The 25,699-nt window shown below is 61.2% G+C and carries 27 protein-coding genes and 1 pseudogene; 13 read left to right on the plus strand and 15 right to left on the minus strand.

The window, feature by feature from the left end:
* Positions 1-92: 92 nt before the first annotated feature.
* Entirely contained in the window at positions 93-398 is a 306-nt protein-coding gene (locus AruCF_RS27990) for a copper-binding protein (RefSeq protein WP_049077086.1), read from the minus strand.
* A gap of 141 nt (positions 399-539) precedes the next feature.
* Here AruCF_RS27990 and AruCF_RS27995 point away from each other — a divergent pair, with 141 nt between their 5' ends.
* From AruCF_RS27995 to AruCF_RS28050, 12 genes are all read left to right on the plus strand, one after another.
* Entirely contained in the window at positions 540-1,103 is a 564-nt protein-coding gene (locus AruCF_RS27995) for a cob(I)yrinic acid a,c-diamide adenosyltransferase (protein WP_049077087.1), read from the plus strand.
* 255 nt (positions 1,104-1,358) lie between these two features.
* Positions 1,359-2,420, plus strand: a complete 1,062-nt coding sequence (gene rfbB, locus AruCF_RS28000) for a dTDP-glucose 4,6-dehydratase (RefSeq protein ID WP_049077088.1) — start codon at positions 1,359-1,361, stop codon at positions 2,418-2,420.
* Positions 2,421-2,589: 169 nt separating this feature from the next.
* Positions 2,590-3,513: a glycosyltransferase family 2 protein gene (locus AruCF_RS28005; protein WP_080977528.1), complete on the plus strand. Its 924-nt coding sequence runs from the start codon at positions 2,590-2,592 to the stop codon at positions 3,511-3,513.
* Positions 3,514-3,520: 7 nt separating this feature from the next.
* Positions 3,521-4,423 (plus strand): dTDP-4-dehydrorhamnose reductase, encoded by a 903-nt coding sequence (gene rfbD / locus AruCF_RS28010; protein WP_049077092.1) that lies wholly within the window; start codon positions 3,521-3,523, stop codon positions 4,421-4,423.
* Positions 4,416-5,294, plus strand: coding sequence for a glucose-1-phosphate thymidylyltransferase RfbA (gene rfbA / locus AruCF_RS28015; protein WP_049077094.1), 879 nt, complete (start codon positions 4,416-4,418; stop codon positions 5,292-5,294). The genes rfbD and rfbA overlap by 8 nt, the downstream gene beginning before the upstream one ends.
* Entirely contained in the window at positions 5,294-5,842 is a 549-nt protein-coding gene (rfbC, locus tag AruCF_RS28020; protein WP_049077097.1) for a dTDP-4-dehydrorhamnose 3,5-epimerase, read from the plus strand. Before rfbA ends, rfbC begins: the two co-directional genes overlap by 1 nt.
* Positions 5,839-6,852 (plus strand): UDP-glucose 4-epimerase GalE, encoded by a 1,014-nt coding sequence (gene galE / locus AruCF_RS28025; RefSeq protein ID WP_049077099.1) that lies wholly within the window; start codon positions 5,839-5,841, stop codon positions 6,850-6,852. The genes rfbC and galE overlap by 4 nt, the downstream gene beginning before the upstream one ends.
* A gap of 11 nt (positions 6,853-6,863) precedes the next feature.
* On the plus strand, positions 6,864-7,685 hold the full coding sequence (locus AruCF_RS28030; RefSeq protein ID WP_049077101.1) for an ABC transporter permease: 822 nt from the start codon (positions 6,864-6,866) through the stop codon (positions 7,683-7,685).
* Positions 7,675-9,036, plus strand: a complete 1,362-nt coding sequence (locus tag AruCF_RS28035; RefSeq protein WP_049077103.1) for an ABC transporter ATP-binding protein — start codon at positions 7,675-7,677, stop codon at positions 9,034-9,036. The genes AruCF_RS28030 and AruCF_RS28035 overlap by 11 nt, the downstream gene beginning before the upstream one ends.
* A gap of 10 nt (positions 9,037-9,046) precedes the next feature.
* Entirely contained in the window at positions 9,047-10,024 is a 978-nt protein-coding gene (locus AruCF_RS28040; protein ID WP_080977529.1) for a class I SAM-dependent methyltransferase, read from the plus strand.
* A 12-nt stretch (positions 10,025-10,036) separates the two neighbouring features.
* Positions 10,037-11,032 (plus strand): glycosyltransferase family protein, encoded by a 996-nt coding sequence (locus AruCF_RS28045; RefSeq protein WP_049077108.1) that lies wholly within the window; start codon positions 10,037-10,039, stop codon positions 11,030-11,032.
* A 68-nt stretch (positions 11,033-11,100) separates the two neighbouring features.
* Positions 11,101-12,363, plus strand: a complete 1,263-nt coding sequence (locus AruCF_RS28050; RefSeq protein WP_049077111.1) for a glycosyltransferase family 4 protein — start codon at positions 11,101-11,103, stop codon at positions 12,361-12,363.
* A 70-nt stretch (positions 12,364-12,433) separates the two neighbouring features.
* On the opposite strand, the gene AruCF_RS28055 is transcribed toward AruCF_RS28050, so the two are convergent.
* The 4 genes and pseudogenes from AruCF_RS28055 to lipA all read right to left on the minus strand — a co-directional run bounded on the left by AruCF_RS28055 (position 12,434) and on the right by lipA (position 16,303).
* Entirely contained in the window at positions 12,434-12,787 is a 354-nt protein-coding gene (locus tag AruCF_RS28055; RefSeq protein WP_157809336.1) for an EamA family transporter, read from the minus strand.
* Positions 12,784-13,773, minus strand: a pseudogene (locus tag AruCF_RS28060) (glycosyltransferase family 2 protein). The gene AruCF_RS28055 and the pseudogene AruCF_RS28060 overlap by 4 nt, the downstream one beginning before the upstream one ends.
* A 7-nt stretch (positions 13,774-13,780) precedes the next feature.
* A complete protein-coding gene (locus AruCF_RS28065; RefSeq protein WP_157809337.1) occupies positions 13,781-15,085 on the minus strand; it encodes a DUF2142 domain-containing protein in 1,305 nt (434 codons plus the stop codon).
* A gap of 213 nt (positions 15,086-15,298) precedes the next feature.
* Positions 15,299-16,303, minus strand: a complete 1,005-nt coding sequence (gene lipA / locus AruCF_RS28070) for a lipoyl synthase (RefSeq protein WP_049077117.1) — start codon at positions 16,301-16,303, stop codon at positions 15,299-15,301.
* Between the two features lie 149 nt (positions 16,304-16,452).
* Here lipA and AruCF_RS28075 point away from each other — a divergent pair, with 149 nt between their 5' ends.
* Positions 16,453-17,265 carry a LacI family DNA-binding transcriptional regulator gene (locus tag AruCF_RS28075; RefSeq protein WP_049077119.1) on the plus strand — a complete coding sequence of 271 codons (813 nt, stop codon included), beginning with the start codon at positions 16,453-16,455 and terminating at the stop codon, positions 17,263-17,265.
* 95 nt (positions 17,266-17,360) lie between these two features.
* Here the strand turns inward: AruCF_RS28075 and AruCF_RS28080 are convergent, their stop codons facing one another.
* From AruCF_RS28080 to AruCF_RS28125, 10 genes are all read right to left on the minus strand, one after another.
* A complete protein-coding gene (locus tag AruCF_RS28080) occupies positions 17,361-18,089 on the minus strand; it encodes a tetratricopeptide repeat protein (protein ID WP_049077120.1) in 729 nt (242 codons plus the stop codon).
* On the minus strand, positions 18,086-18,724 hold the full coding sequence (gene lipB / locus AruCF_RS28085; RefSeq protein WP_049077122.1) for a lipoyl(octanoyl) transferase LipB: 639 nt from the start codon (positions 18,722-18,724) through the stop codon (positions 18,086-18,088). The genes AruCF_RS28080 and lipB overlap by 4 nt, the downstream gene beginning before the upstream one ends.
* 11 nt (positions 18,725-18,735) lie before the next feature.
* Positions 18,736-19,008: a YbeD family protein gene (locus tag AruCF_RS28090; RefSeq protein ID WP_047993153.1), complete on the minus strand. Its 273-nt coding sequence runs from the start codon at positions 19,006-19,008 to the stop codon at positions 18,736-18,738.
* A gap of 105 nt (positions 19,009-19,113) precedes the next feature.
* Positions 19,114-19,980 (minus strand): D-amino acid aminotransferase, encoded by an 867-nt coding sequence (locus tag AruCF_RS28095; protein WP_049077123.1) that lies wholly within the window; start codon positions 19,978-19,980, stop codon positions 19,114-19,116.
* Positions 19,981-20,077: 97 nt separating this feature from the next.
* The gene (locus AruCF_RS28100) at positions 20,078-21,340 is read right to left on the minus strand and encodes a D-alanyl-D-alanine carboxypeptidase family protein (RefSeq protein ID WP_144419186.1); all 1,263 of its coding nucleotides are present in this window, start codon (positions 21,338-21,340) and stop codon (positions 20,078-20,080) included.
* Positions 21,341-21,488: 148 nt separating this feature from the next.
* Complete coding sequence (locus tag AruCF_RS28105; RefSeq protein ID WP_049077126.1) at positions 21,489-22,142, minus strand: alpha/beta hydrolase; 654 nt, start codon at positions 22,140-22,142, stop codon at positions 21,489-21,491.
* A 33-nt stretch (positions 22,143-22,175) separates the two neighbouring features.
* Entirely contained in the window at positions 22,176-22,775 is a 600-nt protein-coding gene (locus tag AruCF_RS28110) for an ABC-type transport auxiliary lipoprotein family protein (protein ID WP_049077128.1), read from the minus strand.
* Positions 22,775-23,728 (minus strand): MlaD family protein, encoded by a 954-nt coding sequence (locus AruCF_RS28115; RefSeq protein WP_049077130.1) that lies wholly within the window; start codon positions 23,726-23,728, stop codon positions 22,775-22,777. The genes AruCF_RS28110 and AruCF_RS28115 overlap by 1 nt, the downstream gene beginning before the upstream one ends.
* Complete coding sequence (locus tag AruCF_RS28120) at positions 23,715-24,554, minus strand: ABC transporter ATP-binding protein (protein ID WP_049077132.1); 840 nt, start codon at positions 24,552-24,554, stop codon at positions 23,715-23,717. Before AruCF_RS28120 ends, AruCF_RS28115 begins: the two co-directional genes overlap by 14 nt.
* Entirely contained in the window at positions 24,554-25,687 is a 1,134-nt protein-coding gene (locus tag AruCF_RS28125) for an MlaE family ABC transporter permease (RefSeq protein ID WP_049077134.1), read from the minus strand. Before AruCF_RS28125 ends, AruCF_RS28120 begins: the two co-directional genes overlap by 1 nt.
* Between the last annotated feature and the right edge of the window lie 12 nt (positions 25,688-25,699).

The raw sequence follows: 25,699 nt of genomic DNA on the forward strand, positions 1-25,699 counted from the left end.
TGCTTTTGCGTTGGAACTCGATATCGGCGCCTGCGGCAGCGATGGAGCTTCCCGTGCCAGGCGAGCGCCATATCGGCGCGCGCGGCGCCCGTTCAATTGGTGATCGAGGTCACCACATACTTGCCATCCTTGCGCTCGGCGGTGAAACGCACCTTGTCGCCGGCCTTGATCTTGGCCAGCAGCGCCGGATCGGCGTCGTACACCAGCGTCATGGCCGGCAGGTCGAGCGCCTTGATGGCGTCGTGCTTGATGGTGACCTTGCCCGCGCCCGGGTCCACGCGCCGCACTTCGCCGCTGGCGTCGGCCTGCTGCGCGAACGCCAGCGGCGTGGCCAGCGACACAACGGCCATCGCGGTGGCCACGGCCATGGGCGTGGTGTATTTGCGATTGAAAGCCATGCTCTATCCTCCGATTGCCATGAAAGCGCCGTGCCGGTCTTGCCGCGCGCCCGCTTTCCACAATGCTAGGATACCGCCCTTGTGCAATAGTTTCCCCGTAATAACGCAACAATCCTGACGGTTGTTTGCAAAGGACATCTCATGGCCAACCGCCTTTCAGTCATTGCCACCCGCACCGGCGACGACGGCAGCACCGGACTGGGGGACGGGTCGCGCGTGCCCAAGGACGCGGCCCGCATCGCCGCGCTGGGCGATGTAGACGAATTGAACAGCGTCATCGGCCTGCTGCTGACCGAACCCATGCCGGCGGACGTCGCTGCCGATCTGCTCACGATCCAACACGATTTGTTCGATATGGGCGCCGAATTGTGCATCCCCGGCCACGTCGCGCTGGCCGATGCCCAGGTTGCGCACCTGGATGCGCGGCTGGCGCATTACAACGCGGCCCTGCCGCCCCTGCGCGAGTTCATCCTCCCCGGCGGCTCGCGCGCGGCCGCGCAGGCCCATCTGGCGCGCACCGCCTGCCGCCGCGCCGAGCGTGCGGTGGTGGCGCTGGCGCGCGAGGAAGCGGTGAACGCGCCGGTGCGGCAATATCTGAACCGTCTGTCGGACCTGATGTTCGTGCTGGCGCGCTACCTGAACCGCGAAGCAGGCCGGCCCGACGTGTTCTGGACCAGCCGCGTGTCGCGCCTCGACACGCAGTGACAGATGCGCCGCAAGGCTGGAATTCATCGCTGCAAAGTTGCCTCGCCATATCGACAATCATTCAAACCCTCTTCGGGCCTAGCGTAAGGTCAAGTAACTGGGGGACGGCCTGCCTCCAGGCGCGAGCGCGCAACGCACGGACACAAAGCAACAGCCCGTTTCATTTATTAGGTGGTGACAGAACAGTTGCGGCATAATTATGGGTTGTCGAGCGGGTTAGCGCACCGCGCTCTCAGCTCAAGGATCCAATAAATAATGAGTATTATTGTCACCGGCGGAGCCGGTTTCATAGGTTCTAATTTTGTCCTGGACTGGCTCGCGAAGCATGATGAGCCCATTATTACCCTGGACAAATTGACGTATGCCGGCAACCCCAATAACCTTGCCTCCCTGAACGACGACCCCCGTCACCAGCTGGTCCAGGGCGATATCGGCGACGCTGCGCTGGTATCCAGACTGCTGGATCAACACCGTCCGAGGGCGGTCGTGAATTTTGCGGCCGAATCCCACGTGGATCGTTCCATACACGGGCCGGGCGTGTTCATTCAAACCAACATCGTTGGCACTTTCCAGTTACTGGAATCCGTGCGTAGCTACTACGGCGGCCTCGACTCTGCCGCACGACAGGTTTTCCGTTTTCTGCATGTATCGACTGACGAGGTCTACGGGTCGCTGGCCAAAGACGACCCGGCGTTCAACGAAAACAACCGATACGAGCCCAATAGCCCCTATTCCGCGAGCAAAGCCGCAAGTGACCATCTGGTGCGTGCCTACCATCACACCTACGGCCTGCCGGTCCTCACCACCAATTGCTCGAACAATTACGGCCCTTACCACTTCCCCGAAAAGCTGATCCCGCTCATCATCCACAACGCCTTGGCCGGCAAGCCACTGCCGATTTATGGCGATGGCCAGCAAATACGTGATTGGCTCTATGTTACCGACCATTGCAGCGCCATTCGTCGGGTACTCGAGGCTGGCAAGATCGGCGAAACTTACAACGTCGGCGGGTGGAATGAAAAAACCAACCTGGAAGTCGTGCACGTCCTGTGCACGCTCCTGGATGAACTAAGCCCTCGACCAGATGGCAAATCGTACGCCAGTCAGATCACGTTTGTGCAAGACCGCCCTGGCCACGACAGGCGTTATGCCATCGATGCCACACGCTTGCAACGCGAGTTGAACTGGACCCCAGAGGAGACATTTGAAACCGGTATTCGGAAAACGATTACCTGGTATCTGCAAAACCAGGAGTGGGTACGCAATGTAACCAGCGGCGCATACCGAGATTGGGTCAACAAGCAATACCAGGCATAACTCTCTTCAAAGCCGGTCATTATCCGCCCGACGACGGCGTCAACAAGTGTGTCGTCGTCTTCCTGCAGACCTCGCCCGAACGCCTGCCGTTCAGTCGATCATACCCTGTTCCTCGCAACAGTCCCAGGCTCAGGCCATGCAGAGCCTAACACATTTAAGACGAGCAGTCGTGAGTGAAAGAATTGCCATCCTGATGTGCACGTATCAGGGCGAAAAATACCTAGCGAGCCAATTGGATTCGTTCGCGGTTCAGTCACATCCCGACTGGGTATTGGCCGTATCGGACGATGGCTCCACTGATGGCACGCGCGCCATGCTTTCCGATTACCAACAGAAATGGGGCGCCGGCAAACTCAGCGTATTCGAAGGCCCTCGCCGCGGCTTCGTCGGCAACTTCATGGCACTGACCTGCAATCCCAAAGTGCAGGCCGATTTTTATGCATTCTCCGATCAAGATGATATCTGGCATCACGATAAAATCCAGAATGCAGTCGATTGGCTAAAGACGGTGCCACCCAATACTCCCGCGCTGTACTGCACTCGTACCCAACTGGTCAATGAAGAGGACCAAGCCACTGGCCTATCGCCACTGTTCTGCCGCCCTCCGGCGTTTGAAAATGCCTTGGCCCAGAATATTGCTGGTGGCAATACCATGGTATTCAACGATGCTGCGCGCCGCCTGCTGCTGCAGGCCGGCCCCCAGGTGGACGTCGCCGCCCATGATTGGTGGGTATATCTCGCGGTAACCGCCTGTGGCGGCAGGGTGCACTATGATCCCCGTCCCTCCTTGCGTTACCGACAGCACAATAGCAACCTCATCGGGGCCAACCGCGGATTACTGGCCAGGTTTACGCGTATCCGCATGCTATTCAGGGGTCATTTGAAGGACTGGAACGAGCGAAATATCAAGGAGCTGACCAAGCTGCGTGATCGCATGCCGCTGGCCAACATACAGCGCCTTGATCAATTCAGCGCCGCCCGCGCTAGCGGATTGTGGCGCCGAATTCTACGTTTCAAATCCACCGGGATATATCGCCAAACGGCGCTTGGCAACTTGGGCATGATCGTAGCAGTTATATTCAACAAGCTTTGAGATTCCCGTGAAAATACTACTTCTCGGCAAAGACGGTCAGGTCGGCCAGGAATTGCAACGAACACTGCTCCCTCTGGGTGACACCCTGGCACTCGGAAGGAGCGAGGCGGATCTGAGTGATTTGCCCGAGCTGCGCGCAACCCTGGCAAGCCATGGCCCGGATATCATCGTCAATGCGGCGGCCTATACGGCCGTCGACAAGGCCGAGAGCGAGCCGGAGGCAGCCGCGCGGATCAATATGGACGCCGTATCCGTACTAGCGCAATACGCCAAGACCAACAACGCCACGCTCGTTCACTACTCGACCGATTACGTATTTGGCGGAACCGGGGAGACAGCGCATGTCGAAACGGATCTGACGTCCCCCCAAAGCGTCTATGGCACCACCAAGAGAGACGGCGAGACAGCGATCATCGAAAGCGGCTGCAGAGGCCTGATTTTTCGAACGAGTTGGGTGTTCTCTTCACAAGGAGGCAACTTTCTGAAGACCATCCTGCGCCTCGCCGCGACAAAAAGCGAGTTGAAGGTCGTGGCAGATCAATACGGCGCCCCGACATCGGCCGAACTCATTGCCGACGTAACCGCGCTGGCCATCCACGGCAGCCGCCAGGGGCGGTTGCCCAATGGCATATATCATCTGGCTGCCTCCGGCGCCACCAACTGGTGCGAGTTCGCACGCTACATCGTTTCGCAAGCCCGGGCCGGCGGGCTCGAGCTACAGCTGACCGCGGATCAAATCCATCCGATACCGGCTTCGGAGTACCCGACGCCAGCAAAGCGTCCGCAAAATTCCAGACTGAATACCGATAAGCTGTCGCAGGCACTACAACTACGCATGCCGCATTGGACATTGCATACCGACCGCGCCATCGATCAACTCATTAGACTCGGAAATCAAAAAAATGCGTAAAGGCATAATCCTGGCTGGCGGATCCGGCACCCGTTTGCACCCGGCAACGCTCGCAATCAGCAAACAGTTGCTGCCAGTTTTTGATAAACCCATGATCTATTATCCGCTGAGCACGCTGATGCTCGCGGGCATTCGCGATATTCTCATAATATCCACCCCCCAGGACACGCCTCGATTCCAGCAACTGCTGGGCGATGGCAAGCAATGGGGGCTGAATCTGGAATATGCCATACAGCCATCCCCAGATGGTCTGGCTCAGGCGTTCGTCATCGGTGAATCCTTCATTGGCAATGCCCCGTCGGCGCTGGTGCTGGGTGACAACATTTTCTATGGGCATGACTTCCAGCGTCTGCTGGAAAGCGCGGATGCGCGCACCGAAGGTGCCAGCGTATTTGCCTACCACGTCCACGATCCCGAGCGGTACGGGGTGGCTGAATTCGACGCGCAGGGGCAGGTGCTGTCGCTAGAAGAAAAGCCGGCCCGACCCAAATCCAGTTACGCCGTAACAGGGCTGTACTTCTATGACAACGACGTCATCGACATAGCCAAGAGCATCACGCCGTCGGCTCGCGGTGAACTTGAGATCACGGACGTCAACCGCGCCTACCTTGAAAATAATAGGCTTGCCGTCGAAATCATGGGCCGCGGCTATGCTTGGCTGGATACCGGCACGCATGAGTCACTGCTCGAGGCCAGCCAATTCATATCGACGATTGAAAATCGCCAGGGCTTGAAAGTGGCATGCCCGGAAGAGATTGCCTTCCGCCAGAAATGGATTTCCAGCGAAGACCTGGAAAAACTCGCTGCACCTCTGGAAAAAAATGGCTACGGCCAATATCTCAAGCGCTTGCTCGTGGAAAAGGTTTATTGATGAAGGCGATCGTGCAGTCCATACCGGACGTCGTAGTGTTCGAACCGCGAGTCTTTGGCGATAGCCGCGGATTCTTCTTCGAGAGCTTCAACAGAAGAGCATTCGAGGACGCCACAGGCCTGCATCGGGAGTTTGTCCAGGACAATCATTCCCGCTCCTCCAAAGGCGTCCTGCGCGGCCTGCACTATCAAATCCTTCAGGCCCAGGGCAAACTCGTTCGCGTCAGCGAAGGGGCAGTTTTCGATGTAGCTGTCGACATGCGCCAGTCCTCCTCCACCTTCGGTCAATGGGTGGGGACAATCCTGTCGGCGGAAAACAAGCGGCAGATGTGGGTGCCGGAAGGTTTCGCACATGGATTCCTCGTCTTATCCGACCACGCGGAATTTCTATACAAGACCACGGACTATTATGCCCCGCAACATGAGCGTTGCCTCATGTGGAACGACCCTGCAATCGCGATTGATTGGCCTCTTCAGGGCAGCACTCCTGTGATGTCCGACAAGGACCTGAAAGGCAAGGGCTTCGCCGAATCGGAGGTTTTTCCATGATTCTCGTAACCGGCGGCCTGGGGTACATCGGATCCCACACGTGCATCTCACTTTCGAACGCCGGCTGGGATGCACTCATCCTGGACAACCTGAGCAATTCCAAAGTGGCCGTGCTTGAGCGTTTGCGGGAGATCTGCCCGAACACCGTCGAGTTCGAGAAGGGTGATATCCGTGACAAGCAAATGCTGGCGTCATTGTTTGCCAAGCATGACATCCGCGCGGTCATGCACTTTGCCGGCCTGAAGGCCGTTGGTGAATCGACTGAATCGCCGATTTCCTACTACGACAACAATGTGGTGGGTACTTTATGTCTACTCGAAGCGATGACCTCGGCCAAAGTCAAAACTTTGGTGTTTTCATCCTCGGCCACCGTTTATGGCGACTCCTGCAATGTGCCGATTCCGGAAAGCAGCGCACGTTCCGCCACGAACCCCTATGGCCGCACCAAGCTGTTCATTGAAGAGATTCTGTCCGATCTGAAAGCCTCAGACGATCAGTGGCGCATAGCTCGCCTGCGCTACTTCAACCCGGTCGGCGCCCACGAAAGTGGCCGTATCGGCGAAGACCCGACCGGTGTGCCCGCCAACCTGATGCCGTATATCGCACAAGTGGCGACAGGCCATCGTGACTTCCTGAACGTGTTTGGTGGCGACTACCCGACATCCGATGGCACGGGAGTGCGCGACTACGTCCACGTCATGGACTTGGCCGAGGGCCATGTCGCCGCATTGGCGCGCTTGCAACAGCATCCGGAGATGTTGACAGTTAACCTGGGGACAGGCCGTGGCACCTCCGTGCTGGAGCTGGTCAGCACCTTTGCGAGGATTTCCAACCGCCAGATTCCGTATCGAATCATCGGCCGCCGCCTGGGTGACGCGGCCCAATCCTACGCCGCGGTCACTCACGCGGAACAGGTGCTGGGTTGGAAGGCGAAGCGCCAATTGACCGACATGTGCGCGGACCACTGGCGTTGGCAGATCGAGAATCCCAATGGATACCCCGAATCGTAGGAACAGGCACCATGCAGCAATACTCTAGTAGCGGCCGCGAGATTTTCGCGAGCTTGTGGCGAAACCGCTCTCTGGTCCTTGCCCTGACAAAACGCGAAATCATCGGGCGGTACCGCGGCTCGGTTATGGGCTTGGCCTGGTCCTTTTTCAACCCCATCCTGATGCTGAGCATCTATACGTTCATCTTCTCGGTGGTGTTCAACGCACGATGGGGTACCAACACCAGCGGCAGCAAGACCGAATTTGCACTGATCCTATTTGTCGGGCTGATCGTGCACGGGTTGTTTGCCGAGTGCGTCCTGCGCGCGCCCAGCTTGATCCTGAGCAACGTCAATTATGTGAAGAAGGTCATCTTCCCACTGGAGATTCTGCCCTGGGTCGCTTTCAGCGCGGCGCTTTTTCATACCTGCATCAGCTTAATCGTGCTGCTGGTCGCACGCATCCTGCTGCAGCACGAATTGCCTTGGACCGTGGTGCTGTTTCCGTTACTTCTCGTCCCTTTGGTACTAGGCACGCTCGGCGTCAGCTGGTTCCTGTCGGCGCTGGGAGTCTATGTGCGCGACATCGGCCAGATCACCAGCATGCTGACCACCATCCTGCTGTTCATGTCGCCTGTCTTCTATCCAATCAGCGCGCTACCCGAAAAATATCGGCTCCTCGTCAACCTTAACCCGCTTGCCTACCTCATAGAAGAAAGCCGGAATCTGTTGATTTTCGGAGTATTACCTGATATCCGGCATTGGGCTGTCCTGATGATACTCAGCAGCGCCGTCGCATGGCTTGGCTTCTTCTGGTTCCAGAAAACGCGTAAGGGATTTGCCGATGTCCTCTGATATCGCTATAAAAATAGACGGGCTCAGCAAAAGCTACCATATCTTCGACAAGCCACGCGATCGGCTGTTGCAGATGCTTTTCGGCAAGTACAAGCAGTACTACAAAGAGTTCTGGGCGCTCAACACGCTTTCGTTGGAAATCCGCAAAGGCGAAACCATCGGCCTGATCGGTCGCAACGGCAGCGGGAAGTCAACCTTGCTGCAACTGATCTGCGGCACGCTCAACGCAACCACCGGCACGATCACGACCAACGGCCGGGTGGCCGCGCTCCTGGAGCTCGGGTCCGGCTTCAACCCTGAATTCACCGGACGCGAGAACGTTTATCTGAACGCGGCCATGCTTGGCCTGACCGAGGCGGAGATCACCGAGCGATTCGACGACATTGCCGCATTCGCCGACATCGGGGACTTTATCGAGCAGCCTGTAAAGACGTATTCCAGCGGCATGTACGTTCGCCTAGCGTTCGCGGTCGTGGCGCATGTCAATGCCGACATCCTCGTCATCGACGAAGCGCTTGCGGTCGGCGATGCAGTGTTCACTCAGAAATGCATGCGCTTTCTGCGCCGTTTCCAGGAGAATGGAACGATTCTCTTCGTCAGCCACGACATCGGCGCCGTCACGTCATTGTGTCAACGCGCGTACTGGCTGGACAAGGGCGTCCTGCGCATGTCGGGAACCCCCAAGGACATCAGCGCTGCCTATATGGCCGACATCTACGAAGCACAGCAGGGTGCGAGTGCCACCCCGCCTCGCAAGCAGGCCAATACGGAAACCAGCCCGGCCCAGATCGTGGAGCCCGCCCCAGCCGTTTTCCGGGATATGCGCCTGGATTTTGTGCAACACACGCAGTTTCGAAACGACATACAGTTGTTCACGTTCGAGGAAAATGCCAAGGCGTTCGGGAAGGGCGGTGCCAGCATCGAGAACGTGCAACTGCGCGACACCGAAGACCGACCATTGCAGTGGGTCGTAGGCGGAGAGCGCGTAAAACTTCATGTGAGCTGCCGAGCCCACCAGGATATTCATTCTCCGATTGTGGGTTTCTTCATCAAAGATCGACTCGGGCAGGTGCTGTTCGGTGACAACACATACCTGAGTCATATGGATTCGCCACTGAGCGTACCCGCCAACCAGGCCTTTTCGGCGACCTTCGCGTTTCCGATGCCTATCCTGCCGGTAGGTGATTACAGTATCAATGTGGCACTCGCCGAAGGCAACCAGCAGGATCACGTGCAGCACCAGTGGATACACGAGGCCCTTATTTTCCGGTCTACCTCCACGTCGATCACGACCGGTCTCGTCGGCGTTCCCATGGAAGCCATCCAACTCAAGCTCAGCGACGGAAACTAAGAGAATAAAAATGGAATTTACTGGTGAACGTTTTATCCCCACCTTACCGGGTGATATTCGGCTCGAACACTTGCATCGCTATGAATGGTGTACTCCGTACGTTCAAGGCAAGCGCATCCTTGATATTGCCTCCGGCGAAGGGTACGGTTCGTATGCGCTATCGCGTAATGCGGCGACAGTCACCGGCGTCGATATTTCGGCAGAAGCCGTGGCCCACGCGCAGGCAAAATACACGGATCGCACCAATCTGACTTTCATCGAAGGCAGTGCTGCCAACATTCCCCTTCCTGATGTGTCTGTCGATGTCGTCGTTTCCTTCGAAACGATTGAACATCATGATCAGCATGAAGAAATGATGGCGGAGATTCGGCGGGTTCTCGTGCCGGGTGGGCTGTTGATCATGTCATCGCCCAACAAGAAAATCTATTCCGATCTTGCCGGTGGCGATCATAATCATTTTCATATCAAAGAACTCTATTTTTCCGAGCTCGACGACCTGATTCGCCGCCATTTTTCGAATGTGCGTTACTACGGCCAACGCGTCACCGCAACATCGCTGATGCAACCGCTGGAAGAAAGCGTCGCCGATAGCGTCCTGCCCTATACCGAATCAAGCGAAGGAATACGGCGCCAGCCACCGTCAGCCATCGAGCCGATGTATTATCTGGCGATAGCGAGCAACACCTCGCTGCCCGAAACTGAATCGACGAGTGCGTTCTTTTCCGAACGCGACAATGCGTTCTACGACAAGCAACGCGAAGTCCTGGAGCTCAGCACCGAGATCCGCCGTATGAGCGAATATATCGCCGAGATCTCCAGTGTCTTGCGCAACCGCGATGAGGATCTTGCGTTCGTCAACCAACAACTCGTCGCCAATCAGCAGGCCTTGGCCGGAGCCGAAGCCTGCCGGCAAGCCTTGGCGGAATCGCAGGCCACGCTATGTGCCCGGACGATGCGCAAGCTGCGTTCGTTGTTCGGAAAATCTTGACAATTCTCACGCATGAAAATTGCCTTCATCAGCCAGCCTGAATACTTTCGTTTCTGCTACGAGCAGGATCTTTCGACAGATTACGAAGTACGCGAATTCCCCTTCCATTTTGGAATGAGGGAAGAGGAATTGGCGGATCTCGTCGATTTCGATGCGGACGTCAATTTCTTCTTTCGTGGAGAATTTTTCCCGGCCGCTTTATTGCCGGCCCTACGCGGCAAGAAGATTGCGCTTTCTAGCGAACCCTTTCCTCGCCATCTGGACGGCACGCTCGAATACACACGCGATTCAATAAAGCGTTACCTCGATTTTCGTTCACGTATTCGAACGCAACCGTTCGACTACGTCTTTCATTACGATGAGGCCTCGCTGCGATTCATGGCCCGTGATGGCTTGAATCTATCAGGAGCTTTTGCGTTCCCGGTCGCGACCGAAACCTATGTCGACCGTAAGCTCGATGCCAAGTGGGACATATTCTTCATTGGTCGCAGCACCCAGCATCGCGAGAGGTTTTTCGGCCCTTTGAAGCATCATTTCCAGTTTCTGCATATTTGCCATGGGATCTTCGGCCCTCCCCTGATCGAGTACATGGCGCGGGCTAAGATCAATCTCAACGTCCATGCCGAGTCCGAGATTTCTTGGGAGCCAAGAATGCAAATGCTGCTTGCAACCGGCGCATTCGTCATCTCCGAGCCAATCACGCCGAATCGCTACCTGCGCCCCGGCATAGACTATGTCGAGGCTACATCCCCATCGGACATGTACGAAAAAGTCGCTTATTATCTGGAACACGAGAACGAGCGCCTGACCATCGCGTCGTCCGGTAAGGCGCGTATTCGCGAACTGTTGAGCGCCAAGACGAATTTCCCCCAACTCATCCACGATCTCGAACAGGGCAAGTATTCTACGTTCAAGACGTCGAGGTCCTCGACTAGTGTCAACGCCTTGGCCAGGTACTTCGACTTCGAATCCAGAGTGCGTGCTTCGTGCCGCAAGCTTCTAAAATGACTTCAATAAGCTCGCATTCGCGACTCGCGGCCTTGTAATCAAACATGCCTTCCCAAACCGCAAACAAAATGAAGATCGGCTATATCGTGCCCAGTTGCTCGGTCTCCGGTGGCATGGCGGTCATATGCCAGCATGCAAACCGCTTGCTCAAACGGGGACACGAGGTGGTGCTTCTGTCCATCGTTGACATCCGACCGATGGACTGGTTTCCCCACCAACAGGTGCCCATCCATGACGCTGCGTCCTGGGACGGGGACCTCGACGTAGTCGTCGCAACGGGTTGGAGCACGGCGTTTTGGCTGCCAAGGCTGGCAGCGCGGGTGAAGTGCTATTTCGTGCAATCCGACGAAACGCGCTTTCATCCCGACGATTCCCGTTGGCAGCACTTGACTGCACTGACTTATTATTTCGGCGCGCATTACCTGACGGAAGCACGGTGGATTCGGACTTGGCTGAAAAATAGTTTCGGACACGACGCGGAACTGGTACCCAACGGTCTGGATGCCGAGATTTTCGGCCCTGCCACGCCGCTTGAACCCAAGGGAAAGAAACCGCGCATCTTGCTCGAAGGCGCTATCGGGCTACCTTACAAGGGTATGCGCGAGGCCTTTGAAGCAGTCCAGGATATCCATGCCGAGGTATGGTGCGTAAGCTCTTATGGCGAACCCGAGCCCCATTGGCATTGTGATCGCTTCTTCGAGCACGTACCAATGCAGGACATGCGCAAAATTTACTCCAGTTGCGACATCCTCTTGAAACTGAGTCGGGTAGAAGGTTTTTTTGGCCCGCCGATGGAAATGATGGCTTGCGGTGGCGTCGCTGTCGTTGGACGCGTCACTGGCTACGATGAATATATCGTAGAAGAGCAGAATGCCTTAGTGGTGGATGCATTGGATATTTCCGCGGCAAGAGCGGCGGTACAACGCCTCATCGACGACGAAGCGTTACGCAACCGCCTCATTGCCGCCGGGGCTCAGACCGCGCGAGAATGGGATTGGGAAAGCTCTATCGACACACTGGAAGCGTATTATTCCAAGCTCGTGTCCGATCCGAAGAACTGGTACGATAACTCTCTCCGTCCGAAGTACGACCGCAGTATCACATTTGCCTATGACATGATGTCACGCGGCATTCTGCCTGAAGACATCGCTCCAGCCACGTCTGGCGAGGCACCGAAGATGGTCGCCCCGCATGTGCAACGCGTCGCCGTGTACATGGCAAACTCCACGGCCTTCAAGTATTTTGCGGACCTGCTACGGTTTGGCTACCGCGGCTACAAGAAATGCAGAGGCATAGCAGGCAGGGTGAAACGACGCTTGAAGCATCCGTAAACCTGCGACGCGGCTAACATTGAACAGCTTGGCGGGGGTTGGGCCAAGCTGCTCATCCGCTATCGGTGAATCAGCGGACCGAGATATAGACTCCCAGCACAATGACCACCGCGCCGGCAACCGACGTCCACTTGAATGCCTCGCCAAGGAAAAAGTGGGCAAGGATCGGAACGATCACGAACCCGAGCGCAATGAAGGGGTACGCCGTACGCAACGGTATCTCTTTCAGCACCCACAACCATGCAATCGTGGCAAAGCCATAAACCGCAAGCGCAACGATCAGGGCTGGATTCAACAGAAACCCCTGAAGTATCCCCTTGCCCTGCACATCGATCTTAGATGCCGCGACCTTGAACAAAACCTGTCCCACCGATAGCGAGAGGACCGTAAACAGGGTGCCAAGCAGTTGCTTGAAAGTAATCACCGCTTTTCCCTCTTTTTCAACAAAGATGCCCGATGCAGTGTTTTCTGGGGCACATGCGATATGTCGTACCCCACAAACGCCAATATCAATTGAATACCGATCAGAACCGGCAAGGCTGCCAGCATCACGGTGCCCGCTGGCGATTGTTCACCGCTGGCGCTGGATTGAATTCAGTGCATGCCTCCGTACACCACCCCGAAAGTGAAGAGCAGGATGCCAAGCGGCAACTCGAGCGAGGCGATGGAAAATCCTCTCAGATAATAATTGTAGAAAATCCGCTTGAGGGAATTTCTAATATGCTTCAAGGAAAATTCACCAACGATCTTTGATATTTTCAGGTTGCTGACTTCGTCCGCATAATGCGCGTCCATCGGCACATCCACCACGACCGCTCCAATCAGATTGAGCCTGAAGAGAATATCGGTCTCAAAGAAATAGCGCTCGCTGATCTTATCGAACGGCAGATGTTCGGCCACTCGCGCGTGAATGGCCGTATAGCCGTTGGTGGGATCGAAAAGGTCCCAATAGCCTGAAGAGAATTTGGTCATGAACGACAGCACTGCATTACCGAACAACCGCTTTCCGGGCATTGCACGTAATGTCTCAAGATCGAAAAAACGATTGCCTTTCGTATAGTCTGCGTTGCCCAGAACAATGGGAGCAATGAAATCCGGAATCAGACGAGGGTCCATCTGGCCATCGCCGTCCACTTTCACCAATATGTCATGACCCGCGTCGATTGCTGCGCGGTAGCCAGCCATGACTGCACCACCCACGCCACGGTTCACTTCATTGCGCAGTACGACCACCCGTGGGTCCCTGCAGTGCTCGGTGACAAATGCACCAGAGCCATCAGGGCAGCAATCATCCACGACATAGACTTGATTCACTTCAGAACCAATCTCGGCAATAACGCTCAAAATATGACGCGTAACCTTATAAGCCGGAATAATGACGGCAATGGAAAGCTGTTCAAATTGGGACATGGAAATTTCAACCGATATAGAAGCGGTCGAGCAAGAGTTGAGGCATTTTCGTGAATGTGAGAGCCGCAATCACCGCCAGAACGACCGTAGACGCCTTTGCTGCTGGCGTCTTGAATCCTCTGTCACCGCTCAATGCGTAGGCAAGCGCGACCAATGGTACGGTGAAGTATCGGCCTTGCACTCCATTGATCATGGTCGTGGGGAACTTATTCCACTGGACCAGTAGAGCGAAATAGATCGTAAAGCAGGCGCCCAAAAACATGACCAACAGGGCAAGCCTCGGAACCCAGTCATGTTTGATGTTGGCCAAAGATACGGATAGGACCGCAACCAAAACGAACATCCATCCAACCACGTTGTAGAACCCAGTCGGGAATTTCGTGTCCAACCAGCCAAGTACTCCAACAAACTGCTGCGCATAGGCTTTTTGATTGTATGGATGGCTAACCGTGTCGTAGATGATACGGATCAACTCGGCGGGATGGGCAAGATAATGCTTAATAACATCCAGATGGCTATAACCTGCATGATGCAGACCGCCGTCTTGGTTTCCGGCGATAGAGATGTACAGCCAAGTCAGCACAAGAGCCGTAACAATCAGCCCCTGCCAGAGATAGAGCGACTTCCTACGTGTCAATGCCAACGCAAATGGCATCAGCACGAACGAAGCAATCTGAATCCGGCTTGTTGCCAGCACGAAAATCAGGGCTATCAATAAATACGACCAAGATCTATCCAGATCATCTTTTTCCTGTGAAAGCCGCATAAATATACTGACGGCCAGAATAGTGAGCGCCAGTGAAAAGCCATCCATGCCTGCGCCCATGAACTGAAAGACCGACATCGGAATGATCAACAGGCATACCGTCAGAGGATTGATCGGGAAGACTCTGACTGCTAGCAGGATTACAGCCACGCTGGCCAAGAACGCGCTGTAGCGTGCCAGATAGTACGACTGCTGAATCGAAAGATGCAGACTCTCGCCTATCGCTAGTCCCACCGCCTGCGGCAGGTAAATGGCAGGGAAGTAATAGCTTGTGGTCGGCAGTTCGAAGAATACCTTGTCGCCGGACCATGTCATCGAAGAAAGGTTCTCAACCCGCTGGCTCGTCACCTTCGCCGACAGATTGCCAGGTAGCGGGCCCTGGCCAGTCATTGCGAAGTCGATCAAGCTGCGATCAATCATGCCTCCCGACATTTTCCCTTCCTGATTCTTCAGAAAGACCACGCCATCGGTGAGCAGGTAGGCCCGCAATATATGCACCGGCTCGTCCGGCGACTGCATAGGCGGTACAAGTCGATTCAGCACCATGAATACCGCCATTACGGCGGCAAATGCGAACCAGGCGTTGCGGGAAAACTTCAGGAAGCGAAATCCGCCGCTGATACGGGCTACGCCCTCGATGCGCGAAACATGGGCCGATTGAATTTTTGTTCTCCGAATTATTCAAAAAAGATAGCCCGCGACCCGCGGTCTCTGTGTCGACACGTCGAGGCCGCATAGGCACAGTCGGAAGTGGAATCCCTAATTCACGCCAGCTGCATGCGCCTGTTCATCCGCGTGGTACGACGAACGCACCATGGCGCCCACCGCCGCATGCGAGAAGCCCATCGCATAGGCCTCGCGCTCGAACATCGCGAAGGTGTCGGGATGCACGTAGCGCAGCACCGGCAGGTGGTGTTCCGACGGCTGCAGGTATTGGCCGATGGTGAGCATGTCGACGTTGTGTTCGCGCATGTCGCGCATCACCTGCAGGATTTCCTCGTCGGTCTCGCCAAGGCCGAGCATCAGGCCCGACTTGGTCGGCACGTTCGGATGCAGCTTCTTGAACTCGGCCAGCAGCTTGAGCGAGTGCATGTAGTCCGAACCCGGGCGGGCCTGCTTGTACAGGCGCGGCACGGTTTCCAGGTTGTGATTCATGACGTCCGGGGGACCGGCGTTCAGGATGGTCAGGGCGCGGTCCAGGCGGCCGCGGAAGTCCGGCACCAGCACCTCGATGCGGGTGGTGGGCGACAGTTCGCGGATGTGGGTGATGCAGTCGACGAAGTGGCCGGCGCCGCCGTCGCGCAGGTCGTCGCGGTCGACCGAGGTGATCACCACGTACGACAGCTTCATCGCGGCGATGGTGCGCGCGAGGTTTTCCGGTTCCTTGGTGTCGAGGGGGTCGGGGCGGCCATGGCCCACGTCACAGAACGGGCAGCGGCGGGTGCACTTGTCGCCCATGATCATGAACGTGGCCGTGCCCTTGCCGAAGCATTCGCCGATGTTCGGGCAGGACGCTTCTTCGCACACCGTGTGCAGGTTGTGCTCGCGCAGGATGCGCTTGATGTCATAGAAGCGCGAACCCGGCTGGGCCGCCTTGACGCGGATCCATTCCGGCTTCTTCAGGCGTTCGGCCGGGATGATCTTGATCGGGATGCGCGCCGTCTTGGCCTGGGATTTCTGTTTCTGCGTCGGATCGTACGCCGTTTCCGCGGGCGCGGCGGCGGCTTCGTTCGAGGGCACAGACGACTCGGCAAGCGTGGACATGGAACACCTTCACGACCGGCGCGCGCGGCGTTGCGGTCTGGGACAAAAGAAGACATTTTACCCCCTGCGCCCGAATTCGCCCCGAATGGCCCGGCGCCAGGCCGCGCCGGGTTATCGTCACGCCTGATGAATCCGTGCCGCCTGCCCCCATGTCGACCCTGCCGCTCCCCCGCCCCATCGCCCTGATCGCCCCCCGGCTGGACGCCGGCCCGGCCGCCCGCGCCGTGCAAGCCTGCGCCGAACGGCTGGCGCCTGCCGGCTACTACCTGGCCGCCGCTCCGTGGCGTGACGCGGCCCTGCTGCCGCTGCTGACGCCGTTGGCGCCGGCCGCCGCGCTGGTGATCGGCCCCCTGGACGATCACCAGCTGCGCGCGGCCGTGGCGGCGCTGGAAATCCCGGTGGTGGAAACCTGGAGTCCGCCGGCCGCCCCGCTGGACAGCCTGATCACGGTCGACAATGCCGAAGCCGGCCGGCAGGCGGCCCGCCATTTCGCCGAAAAAGGCCACGCGCGCATCGCCTGCGTCAGCGCCGACACCCCGTGGGAGCGCGCCCGCCGCGAGGGCTTCATCGGCAGCGCGGACGCGCTTGGGCTGGATCTGGTCGCCGACATCGTGCAACCCGAGGCGCAGCAACTGAACGATGGCCGCATGGCGTTTCTGCGCCTGCTGGCCACCAATACGATCTTCGATGCGGTGTTCTGCACGTCGGACGTGCTGGCCGCCGCCACGGTGTCGGAGGCCCACAACCGCGACTTGCAGGTGCCGCAGGACCTGGCGGTGCTGGGATTCACCGAGGACGGCAGCGCGCCGCAATGGGTTCAGGGCCTGACGACGCTGGGACTGGACGCGGCCGAGCTGGGCCGCCGCGCGGGCCAGTTGCTGCTGGACCGGCTCGATGGCGAACAGCCGGCCGGCACGCGCCTGACGCTGGACATTGTGTTCGATGCGCGCCTGAGCACATAGCGCGCGGACCGGGATGATGGACGAAGCCACGTTGGCACAAAGAGGAGTGCCTCGTACCGGGCCTGGCGCCTAGGGCGTGGCCCCGCCCGCGCCTTTCAGGCGCCGGTTTCGTACAGCGCGGGAAAGCCGCAGTCGCGCAGCATCGCGTCGGCTTCACGCAGGAAGGCCGGCGTGGAGGTCTCGGGCACGCGCGCCAGCCACTGCACCGCCTCTTCCTTGCGGCCGCGCAGCAGCAGCATGCGGCCCAGGTGGAACATGCCGCGGAAGTCGCCGCCCTCGGCGCAGCGCTGGTAGCAGTCGAACGCGCGCTCCAGGTCCTGCTCGACCACGTCACCCGCTTCGTAGAAGCGGCCCACCACGCCGATGGATTTGACGTGTCCGGCCTGCGCGGCCTGCTGGTACAGCGCCAGCGCCGCGGCGCGGTTCCGCGCCACGCCCCCGCGGCCGCTCTTGAGCATGTGGGCGTAGTTGTACATGCCCCAGTCCAGCCCGCGATCCGCGGCCAGCCGGAACCAGTAGGCCGCCACGGTATCGTCCGCCGCGACACCCCAGCCGTTCTCGTAGCAGCGGCCAATCATGTTCATGGCCATCACGTGATCGGCGTTGGCGGCACGCTTGAACCAGGCCAATCCTTCGGCCTGGTCCTGGGGCACCCCGACGCCGTCGAGCAGCATCTGGCCGAAAATGGTCTGGGCCTCGACCAGGCCCATTTCGGCCGCCGTGCGAATCCAGGCGGCGTATTGCGGCGCCGGCCCGGCGCGCAGGCCGGCCAACGCTTCAGGGGTGGTCGCGGCCACCTCGGCCGGGGTATAGCTTGTCTTCATGCGGGTGTCCTTGCCTGGCGCCACAAGCGGGCCAGGTTGCGCGCCAGCGCGTCGCCCACTTCCGTGGGCTCGCGCCGCACGCTACAGGACGCCATGTCGACCGTGCGCAGGCCGGCGTACCCGCAAGGATTGATGCCCAGGAACGGCGCCAGGTCCATCGCCACGTTCAGGGACACGCCGTGATAGGCGCGGCCGTTGCGGATCTTGATGCCCAGCGCGGCAATCTTGGCCAGATCGCCGCCCTCGGGATGCGCCACGTACACGCCCGGCGCGCCCGCCTTGCGGCAGGCGCCGGGCAGGCCCATCTCGTCAAGCGTGTCGATCACCGCCGATTCCAGCAGGGCCACGTACTCCTTTACGTACATGTCGACGCGGCGCAGGTCGAACAGCGCGTAGGCCATCACCTGGCCGGGGCCATGGTAAGTGACCTGGCCGCCGCGGTCGCAATGGACGATGGGGATGGCGCCGGGGTTGAGCACGTGCTCGGGCAGGCCCGCCTGGCCCAGCGTGTAGACCGGGGCGTGCTCGCACAGCCAGATTTCATCGGGCGTTTCGGCCGACCGCTGGTCGGTGTACGCCTGCATGTCCCGCCACACGGACAGGTAGTCCGCGGGCCGCGCGAGCCACTTGATCACAACCGCCGGCCCTACAGGACGATCGACACCATCGGGTGGCCGTGCAAGGCCTGATACAGGCTGTCGAGCTGCTCGCGCGAGGTGGCGCGCACCGTGAAGGTCAGGCCCATGTAGTTGCCGCCCTTGCTGGGCCGCATCTCGACCGTGGCGGCATCGAAGCCCGGGTCGAAGCGCAGCACGACTTCGGTCAGCGTCTGCGCGAAGTCGGGATGGTGCTTGCCCATGACCTTGATGGGAAAGTCACTGGGGTACTCGATGAGGGATTCTTCGGGCGGAATATGCATGATGGATGGCCTGGGGCGTCAAACTATCTATATGGGGGCAGGCATCGTGCAGGCAAGGCCCGCCGCCGGCGCGGGGGGCCGCCAGGGCCGCCCCGCGTGGCCGTTCTAGAGCGCGGCGATGCGGGCATCATAACCCGCGCGCAATTGCGCAAAAACGGGGCCAGGCTTGCCCGAACCCACCGGCCGGCCGTCCAGCGACACGATAGCCAGCACTTCCTTGGTGGCCGAAGACAGCATCAGTTCATCGGCCTGGGCGACCTCGTCCTGGGTGATGCGGCGCGCCTCGAACGGGATGCCGGCTTCGGCGGCCAGCTCGCCCATCAGGCCGTAGCGGATGCCTTCCAGGATCAGGTTGTTCTTGGGCGGGGCCAACAGCTTGCCGCCGGAGACCACCCAGATGTTGGTGGACGAACCCTCCGTGAGAAAACCGTCGCGGAACTGCAGCACCTCGTCGACGTGGGCATCGACCGCCTGCTGCTTGGCCAGCACGTTGCCCAGCAGCGACACCGACTTGATCTCGCAGTGCAGCCAGCGCTCGTCGGGGATGGTGATGGCGGACAGCCCCTGCGCGCGGGCCGCGGCCGACGGCGGCGCCCAGGCCGAGACCATGCCGAACACCGTCGGCTTGACCGGCTCGGCCGGGAACTGGTGGTCGCGCTTGGCCACGCCGCGCGTGACCTGCAGGTAGACGATGCAGGTGTCCAGGTTCGAGCGCGCCAGCAGCTGCTCGATCAGGTCGATCCAGCCCGCGCGGTCGAACGGCTGGGCGATGCGCAGGGCCGCGAGGCTGCGGTCCAGGCGGTCCAGGTGTTCGGCCATGCGGAAGGCATTGCCGCGGTAGACAGGCACCACTTCGTAGATGCCGTCGCCGAAAATGAAGCCGCGATCGAGCACCGAGATCTTGGCCTCGTCGATACGCACAAACTCGCCATTGAGAAACACCTGGCTTTCGCCCGGCACGCCCGGAATCATGAGCCGCTCCTGAGAATCAAATGGATAGGGACGGGCCACCCGGCCCGCCCCTTCTTGGTGAAGCTTACACCCGCGACCGCGCCCGTGGCGCGTCCGCTTACTGGAACCAGCGCTTGACGGTGTCGACCATGCGGCCGAAGAAGCCGGCGCGTTCGACGGCGTCCTGCACCACCAGCGGCTCGGTGCGCAACACCTTGCCGTCCAGCGTGAACTGCAGCGTGCCGACCTGCTGGCCCTTGGCCAGCGGCGCGATCAGCGGATCGGTGCGCTGCGCCACGGGCTTGAGGTCGCCGGCCTTGCCGCGCGGGACCGCGATCGAGACCGGGTTGGGCGGGCCGAGCTTGACGTTCTCGGCCGTGCCTTCCCAGACGCGGGCGTCAATGCCGGGCTGGCTCTTGTCGAACAGCTTGACCGTGTCAAAGTTCTGGAAGCTCCAGTTCAGCAGCTTCAGGCTTTCCTCGGCGCGCGTGGCTTCGCTGTCGGTGCCCACCACCACCACCAGGATGCGGCGGTCGCCGCGCACCGCGGTCGACACCAGGCAGTAGCCGGCCGAATCGGTGTGGCCGGTCTTCATGCCGTCGACCGAGGGATCGGCCCACAGCAGGCGGTTGCGGTTGGGCTGGGTGATCTTGTTGTAGGTAAAGCTCTTCTGCTTGTAGTAGTGGAAGAACTGCGGGTGATCGGTGATCAGGTGCGCCGACAGCGTGGCCAGGTCGCGCGTGGACGTCATGTGCTGCGGATCGGGCAGGCCCGTGGCGTTCATGAAGTGGGTGTTGCGCATGCCCAGGCGCTCGGCTTCCTGGTTCATGAGCGAGGCAAACGCGGTTTCGCTGCCGCCGACCGCTTCGGCCAGCGCGACCGAGGCGTCGTTGCCCGACTGCACGATCATGCCCTGGTTCAGCTCATCGACAGTAACGGGCTTGCGCGGCTCGATGAACATGCGCGAACCGCCGGTGCGCCAGGCGTGCTCCGACACGGGCACGGTCTGCTCCAGCGTCAGGCGCTTCTCTTCGAGCGCATTGAACACGACATAGGCCGTCATGATCTTGGTGAGCGAAGCCGGCTCGACCTTCATATCGGGGTTCGACGCCGCCAGGGTCTGGCCGCTGTTCACGTCGATCACGATCCAGGCCTTGGCCGCGATGGTGGGCGCCGGCACCGCCGACACGTCGCCCACCGGCACCACGCCCATCGCCGACGGCGCGGGAGCCGTGGCGCCCGCGGCCGCCGGCGCCGCGGCCGGCGCCTGCTGGGCCGAGGCCGGCAGCGAGGTCGCGAGCATCGCCGACAGCACCGCGCCGGCCAGGGCGCGGCGGGCAAAGACAACGGGGGAAGGGGTGGAGTGAGACAAATTCTTCATCGGCAACGTGGGTCCAGGAAAGACGCCCGCCGGCGCGGGGCAAGTGGCTGACAATTATAGGCAGTCGATGAGACCCGTCCGGCCCGGGATGGGTTCCTCGGCCATTTAAAACATGCAACTTGATGCAACGCGGCGCGTTGCGCGGCGCTCAGTCAAGCTTGACCTTCAGGTGCGCCTGCACCAGCTGGCGCAGCACCAGCAGCTTGCCGTGGAAAAAGTGCGATGCGCCGGGAATCACCACCACCGGGATCGAACGCGGACGGGCCCAGTCCATGGCCTCGGACAGCGGCACCACCTCGTCCTCTTCGCCATGCACCATCAGCGTGTCGCCGGGCACCTGCACCTCGTGCGACTGGAAGCGGTTGACGGCGGGGCCCATCAGCATCAGCGCGCTGGGCAGCACCGCATCGCCCTGGTCGGCCAGCGCGGCATAGGTCTGCGCGGCGACCGCGGTGCCGAAGGAAAAACCGGCCAGCACCCACGGCGCGGACGCCAGTTCCGGATGGCGCTCGCGCATCTGCGCGACCACCGCCAGCATGTCCTGGGTCTCGCCCACGGATTTGTCGAATTCGCCTTCGGACAGCCCGACGCCGCGGAAGTTGGGCCGCACCGCCACCAGGCCATGCTGGACGCAGGCGCGCGACAGCGTGGTCACCACCTTGTTCTCGCGCGCGCCGCCCTGCAGCGGGTGCGGATGCAGCACCAGGGCCCAGCCCCGCGGTGTGCCGTCAGGCCAATCCACGGCGCAGTCGATGCGGCCGGCGGCTCCGGTAAAGGCATGGGTTTCAGTGCTTGCGGGCATGTCGGACTCGTGCTGCGTGGAAAAGGAGAGATGTTAACCGCCGGGCCGCGCCGCGGCCTTGGCCTGGCTGGCCAGCCATTGCGCCAGCTGGTCGGCCGCATCGTCGGTGGCCTGGCGCAACGCGGCCACGCCGCCGGCGGCGTCCTGCGTCGGCGCCGGCGCCTGCGTCGCAATGCGCACCTGGCCCACCACGCTGCGGCCATTGAGCAGGACCGCCTGCAGCAGCACGCGGCCTTCGCTGGCCGCCCCATCGGGGGTGAACACCTGTTCGAACTGCGACAGGTAGACCTGCAACTGCGGCGTCTGGCCGCTGGCGCGTTCAGCCAGCACCGGCCCTTGGCGCGACAGGCGCTCGATCAGGCGCTGGCGCACCAGGTCGGACGGCGACGAGGCCCAGCGATAGGTGGCATAGGACTTGGGCGTGGCGCTGTCTCCGACGCGCCAGATGACGCCGGTGCTCGACAGCGTCGGCACCGCCGAGAACACCAGGGCGACCGGCTCGCGCGCCGGCAATTGCGGCGTCGGCCGGCTGTCCAGCCCCAGGTCGAACACGGCGGGCGGCGCGCCGACACGGCCCACGCCGCAGCCAGCCAGCGCCAGGGTCAGGATCAGGATTGCGCTACGCATCTTCATCACGGCTGTCTCCCAAAGCCGGCGAATCCGGCCTCGCCGGGTCCAGGCGCCGCCGGCGCCGGCCCGAACAATAACGATTGCGGCGTGTTGTCCACGCGCCGCAGGGTGAAAGTGGCGCCGCGCGCGGCCTCGGTGACGCTGGCCGCCATGCCGGTGACGGCGGGCAGGGTCTCGCCATCCAGCCGCGAAGCGGCAAAGGCAATGTCGTTCAGGCTGCGCGTGGCCGCGGCCAGCGCGCCGTCCGGCGCGTTCAGGCGCGCCAGCGACTGGCGCGCCTGCTGGGCCAGGTCGGCCACTTCGCGCGCCGCGCGGTCGGCCTGGCGCGAGGTGCTGCCCAACGAATCGACCAACGGTCCCAGCTTGGCCAGCGCCGGCCCCAGGTCGCGGCTGGCGTCCTTCAGCGACTGGGTGATGTCGGTGGCGTTCTGCAGGCTGGCGGTCAGGGCCTGCACATTCTGCTCGCTCAGCAGGCGCCGCAGCTGCTCAGTGGCGTCCTCGACGTTGGAAATGAGGCGGCCGCCGCGCTGCTCGATGCGGTCCAGGAAGCCGGGACGCAGCGGAATCGCAGCCGGGTTGGCGGCGCTGGATGCCAGCCGCTTGAACGAGCTGCCGTCGTCGCGCAGTTCGACATTGGCCATGCCGGTCACGCCCTGCACGCCCAGTTCGGCCCAGGTCGATTCAGTGATCGGCGTGTTCGGCGCCACGCCGATGCGGATGCGCACCTGGCCCGGCTTGTCGGGGTTCAGCGCCAGCGACTGCACCTTGCCCACCGGCACGCCCTGGTAGCGCACCGTCGACTGCGGGTTGAGGCCGCTGACGGCGGTCGCCGAGACGATTTCGTAGGTCTGCAGTTTGGTGCGGTCGCGGCCGATCCAGACGGCCACCAGCGCAGCGGCGGCCAACAGGACCAGCGTGAAGATGCCGGCCATGAGCGCGTGACTACGGTTTTCCATGATGCGTTCCCTTCGGCGCCATGTCCCCGAGCGCGCGCAAACCGCGCTCGCCCAGGAAGAATGTATGAATGAACGGGTGGTCGACCTTCAGCACTTCCGGCACCGTGTCGCACACGATCACCCGCTTGTCCGCCAACACGGCGACACGGGTGGCCAGCGCGAGCAGCGTGTCCAGGTCGTGCGTCACCATGACGACGGTAAATCCCAACTGCCGGTGCAGGCTGCGCACCAGGTCCACGAATTCGTCCGAGCGCAGCGGATCGAGGCCCGCCGTGGGCTCGTCCAGGAACACCAGTTCCGGGTCCAGCGACAGCGCGCGCGCCAGCGCCACGCGCTTGACCATGCCGCCAGAAAGATCCGAGGGCCGCTTGTCCGCATCCTGCGCCGACAGGCCGACCATCGCCAGGCGGCACATCACGACATCGCGCACCAGGTCCTCCGGCACCGTGCGCAGCTCGCGCAGCGGCAGCGCGACGTTGTCGTACACCGACAGCGCCGAGAACAGCGCGCCCGCCTGGAACAACATGCCCCAGCGGTAGGACAGGCGCCGACGTTCGCTTGGCGTCAACTCGGACAAGGTGTTGCCGAGCACCTGGATGGTGCCGGCCGCCGGCCGGTCCAGTCCGATGATCTGCCGCAGCAACACCGTCTTGCCCGTGCCGGAACCGCCGACCAGCACCAGGATCTCGCCGGGAAAGACGGTCAGGTCCAGGTTGTCGTGCACCACGTGGTCGCCGAACGCCGTGCGCAGGCCGCGCACGGTGATCACGGGCGCGACCGTGACCTGCTCCTCGGTAAACAGGCGATGCTGTTCGGCGCCGGCCATCAGATGCCCACCGAACTGAAAATGACCGCGTACAGCGCGTCCAGCAAGATCACGCCAGTGATCGACGTGACCACCGACGTCGTGGTGCCGCGTCCCAGGCTTTCCGTGTTGGGCTGGATGCGCAGGCCGAAATGGCAGGCGATCAGCGCGATCAGGATGCCGAAGGTCACGCCCTTCAGGATACCGATCCAGTAATTGGTCAGGGAAATGGCGTCAGGCAGCGACTGCAGGAACCACTGCGCCGACACGCCCAACTGCACCTGCGCCGCCAGCATCCCGCCCAGGATCGCCATGGCGTCGGTCCACAGCACCAGCAGCGGCATGGTGATGGCCAGCGCCACCACCCGCGGCAGGATCAGCCGCTGGCCGTGCGAAATACCCATCACCAGCATCGCGTCCAGCTCCTGCGTGACCCGCATGACCCCGATCTGCGCGGTGATGGCCGAACCGGAACGGCCCGCCACCAGGATGGCCGCCAGCACCGGCCCCAGCTCGCGCACGATCGACACGCCCAGCAGCCGCACGATGAAGCGGTCGGCGCCGATCATCTGCAATTGCTGGGCCGACAGGTATGACAGCACCACGCCAATCAGAAAACCCACCAGCGCCGTGATGCCCAGCGCCTGCGCCCCGGTGCGATACACCTGGGCCGAGATCTCGCGCCACGGCCCCCGCGACGGCCGGCGCAACATGCCGAAGAGGTCCAGCACCAGTTGCCCCAGCATGGTCAGCAAGGCGCGGCCGTTCTCGCCGGCCTGCAGCACGGCCCCGCCCAAGGCGCGCAGCCAGCCCCACGAGGGCTCGGGACGAGGCGGCGCCTGCTTGCCGCCCTTGTTCGTGGCCAGGGCGGTGAACACGTCCTGCTGGCCGGCCGACCAGCGCACACGCTCGGGCAGTTTTTCGCCCCAGGCCTGCCAGATCAGCAGCGCGCCAATGGTGTCGAGCCGGCTGATGCCCTGCAGGTCCCAGCGCACGCCGGCATCGGCCGCCTTGGCCATCGCCGCGCGGCGGCGCTCGACCTCGCCCGGCTCCGCCAGCGCCAGGACGCTCCAGTCGCCCCCGACGTGGCACACACCCGCTTCCTGGCGGAAGGGCGTGGCGGCGCGGGACGCGGTCGGGGCGGAAAGCGGCATGTAGCGGGACAG

Source organism: Achromobacter ruhlandii (assembly GCF_002082135.1).
Lineage (GTDB): Bacteria > Pseudomonadota > Gammaproteobacteria > Burkholderiales > Burkholderiaceae_B > Achromobacter > Achromobacter ruhlandii.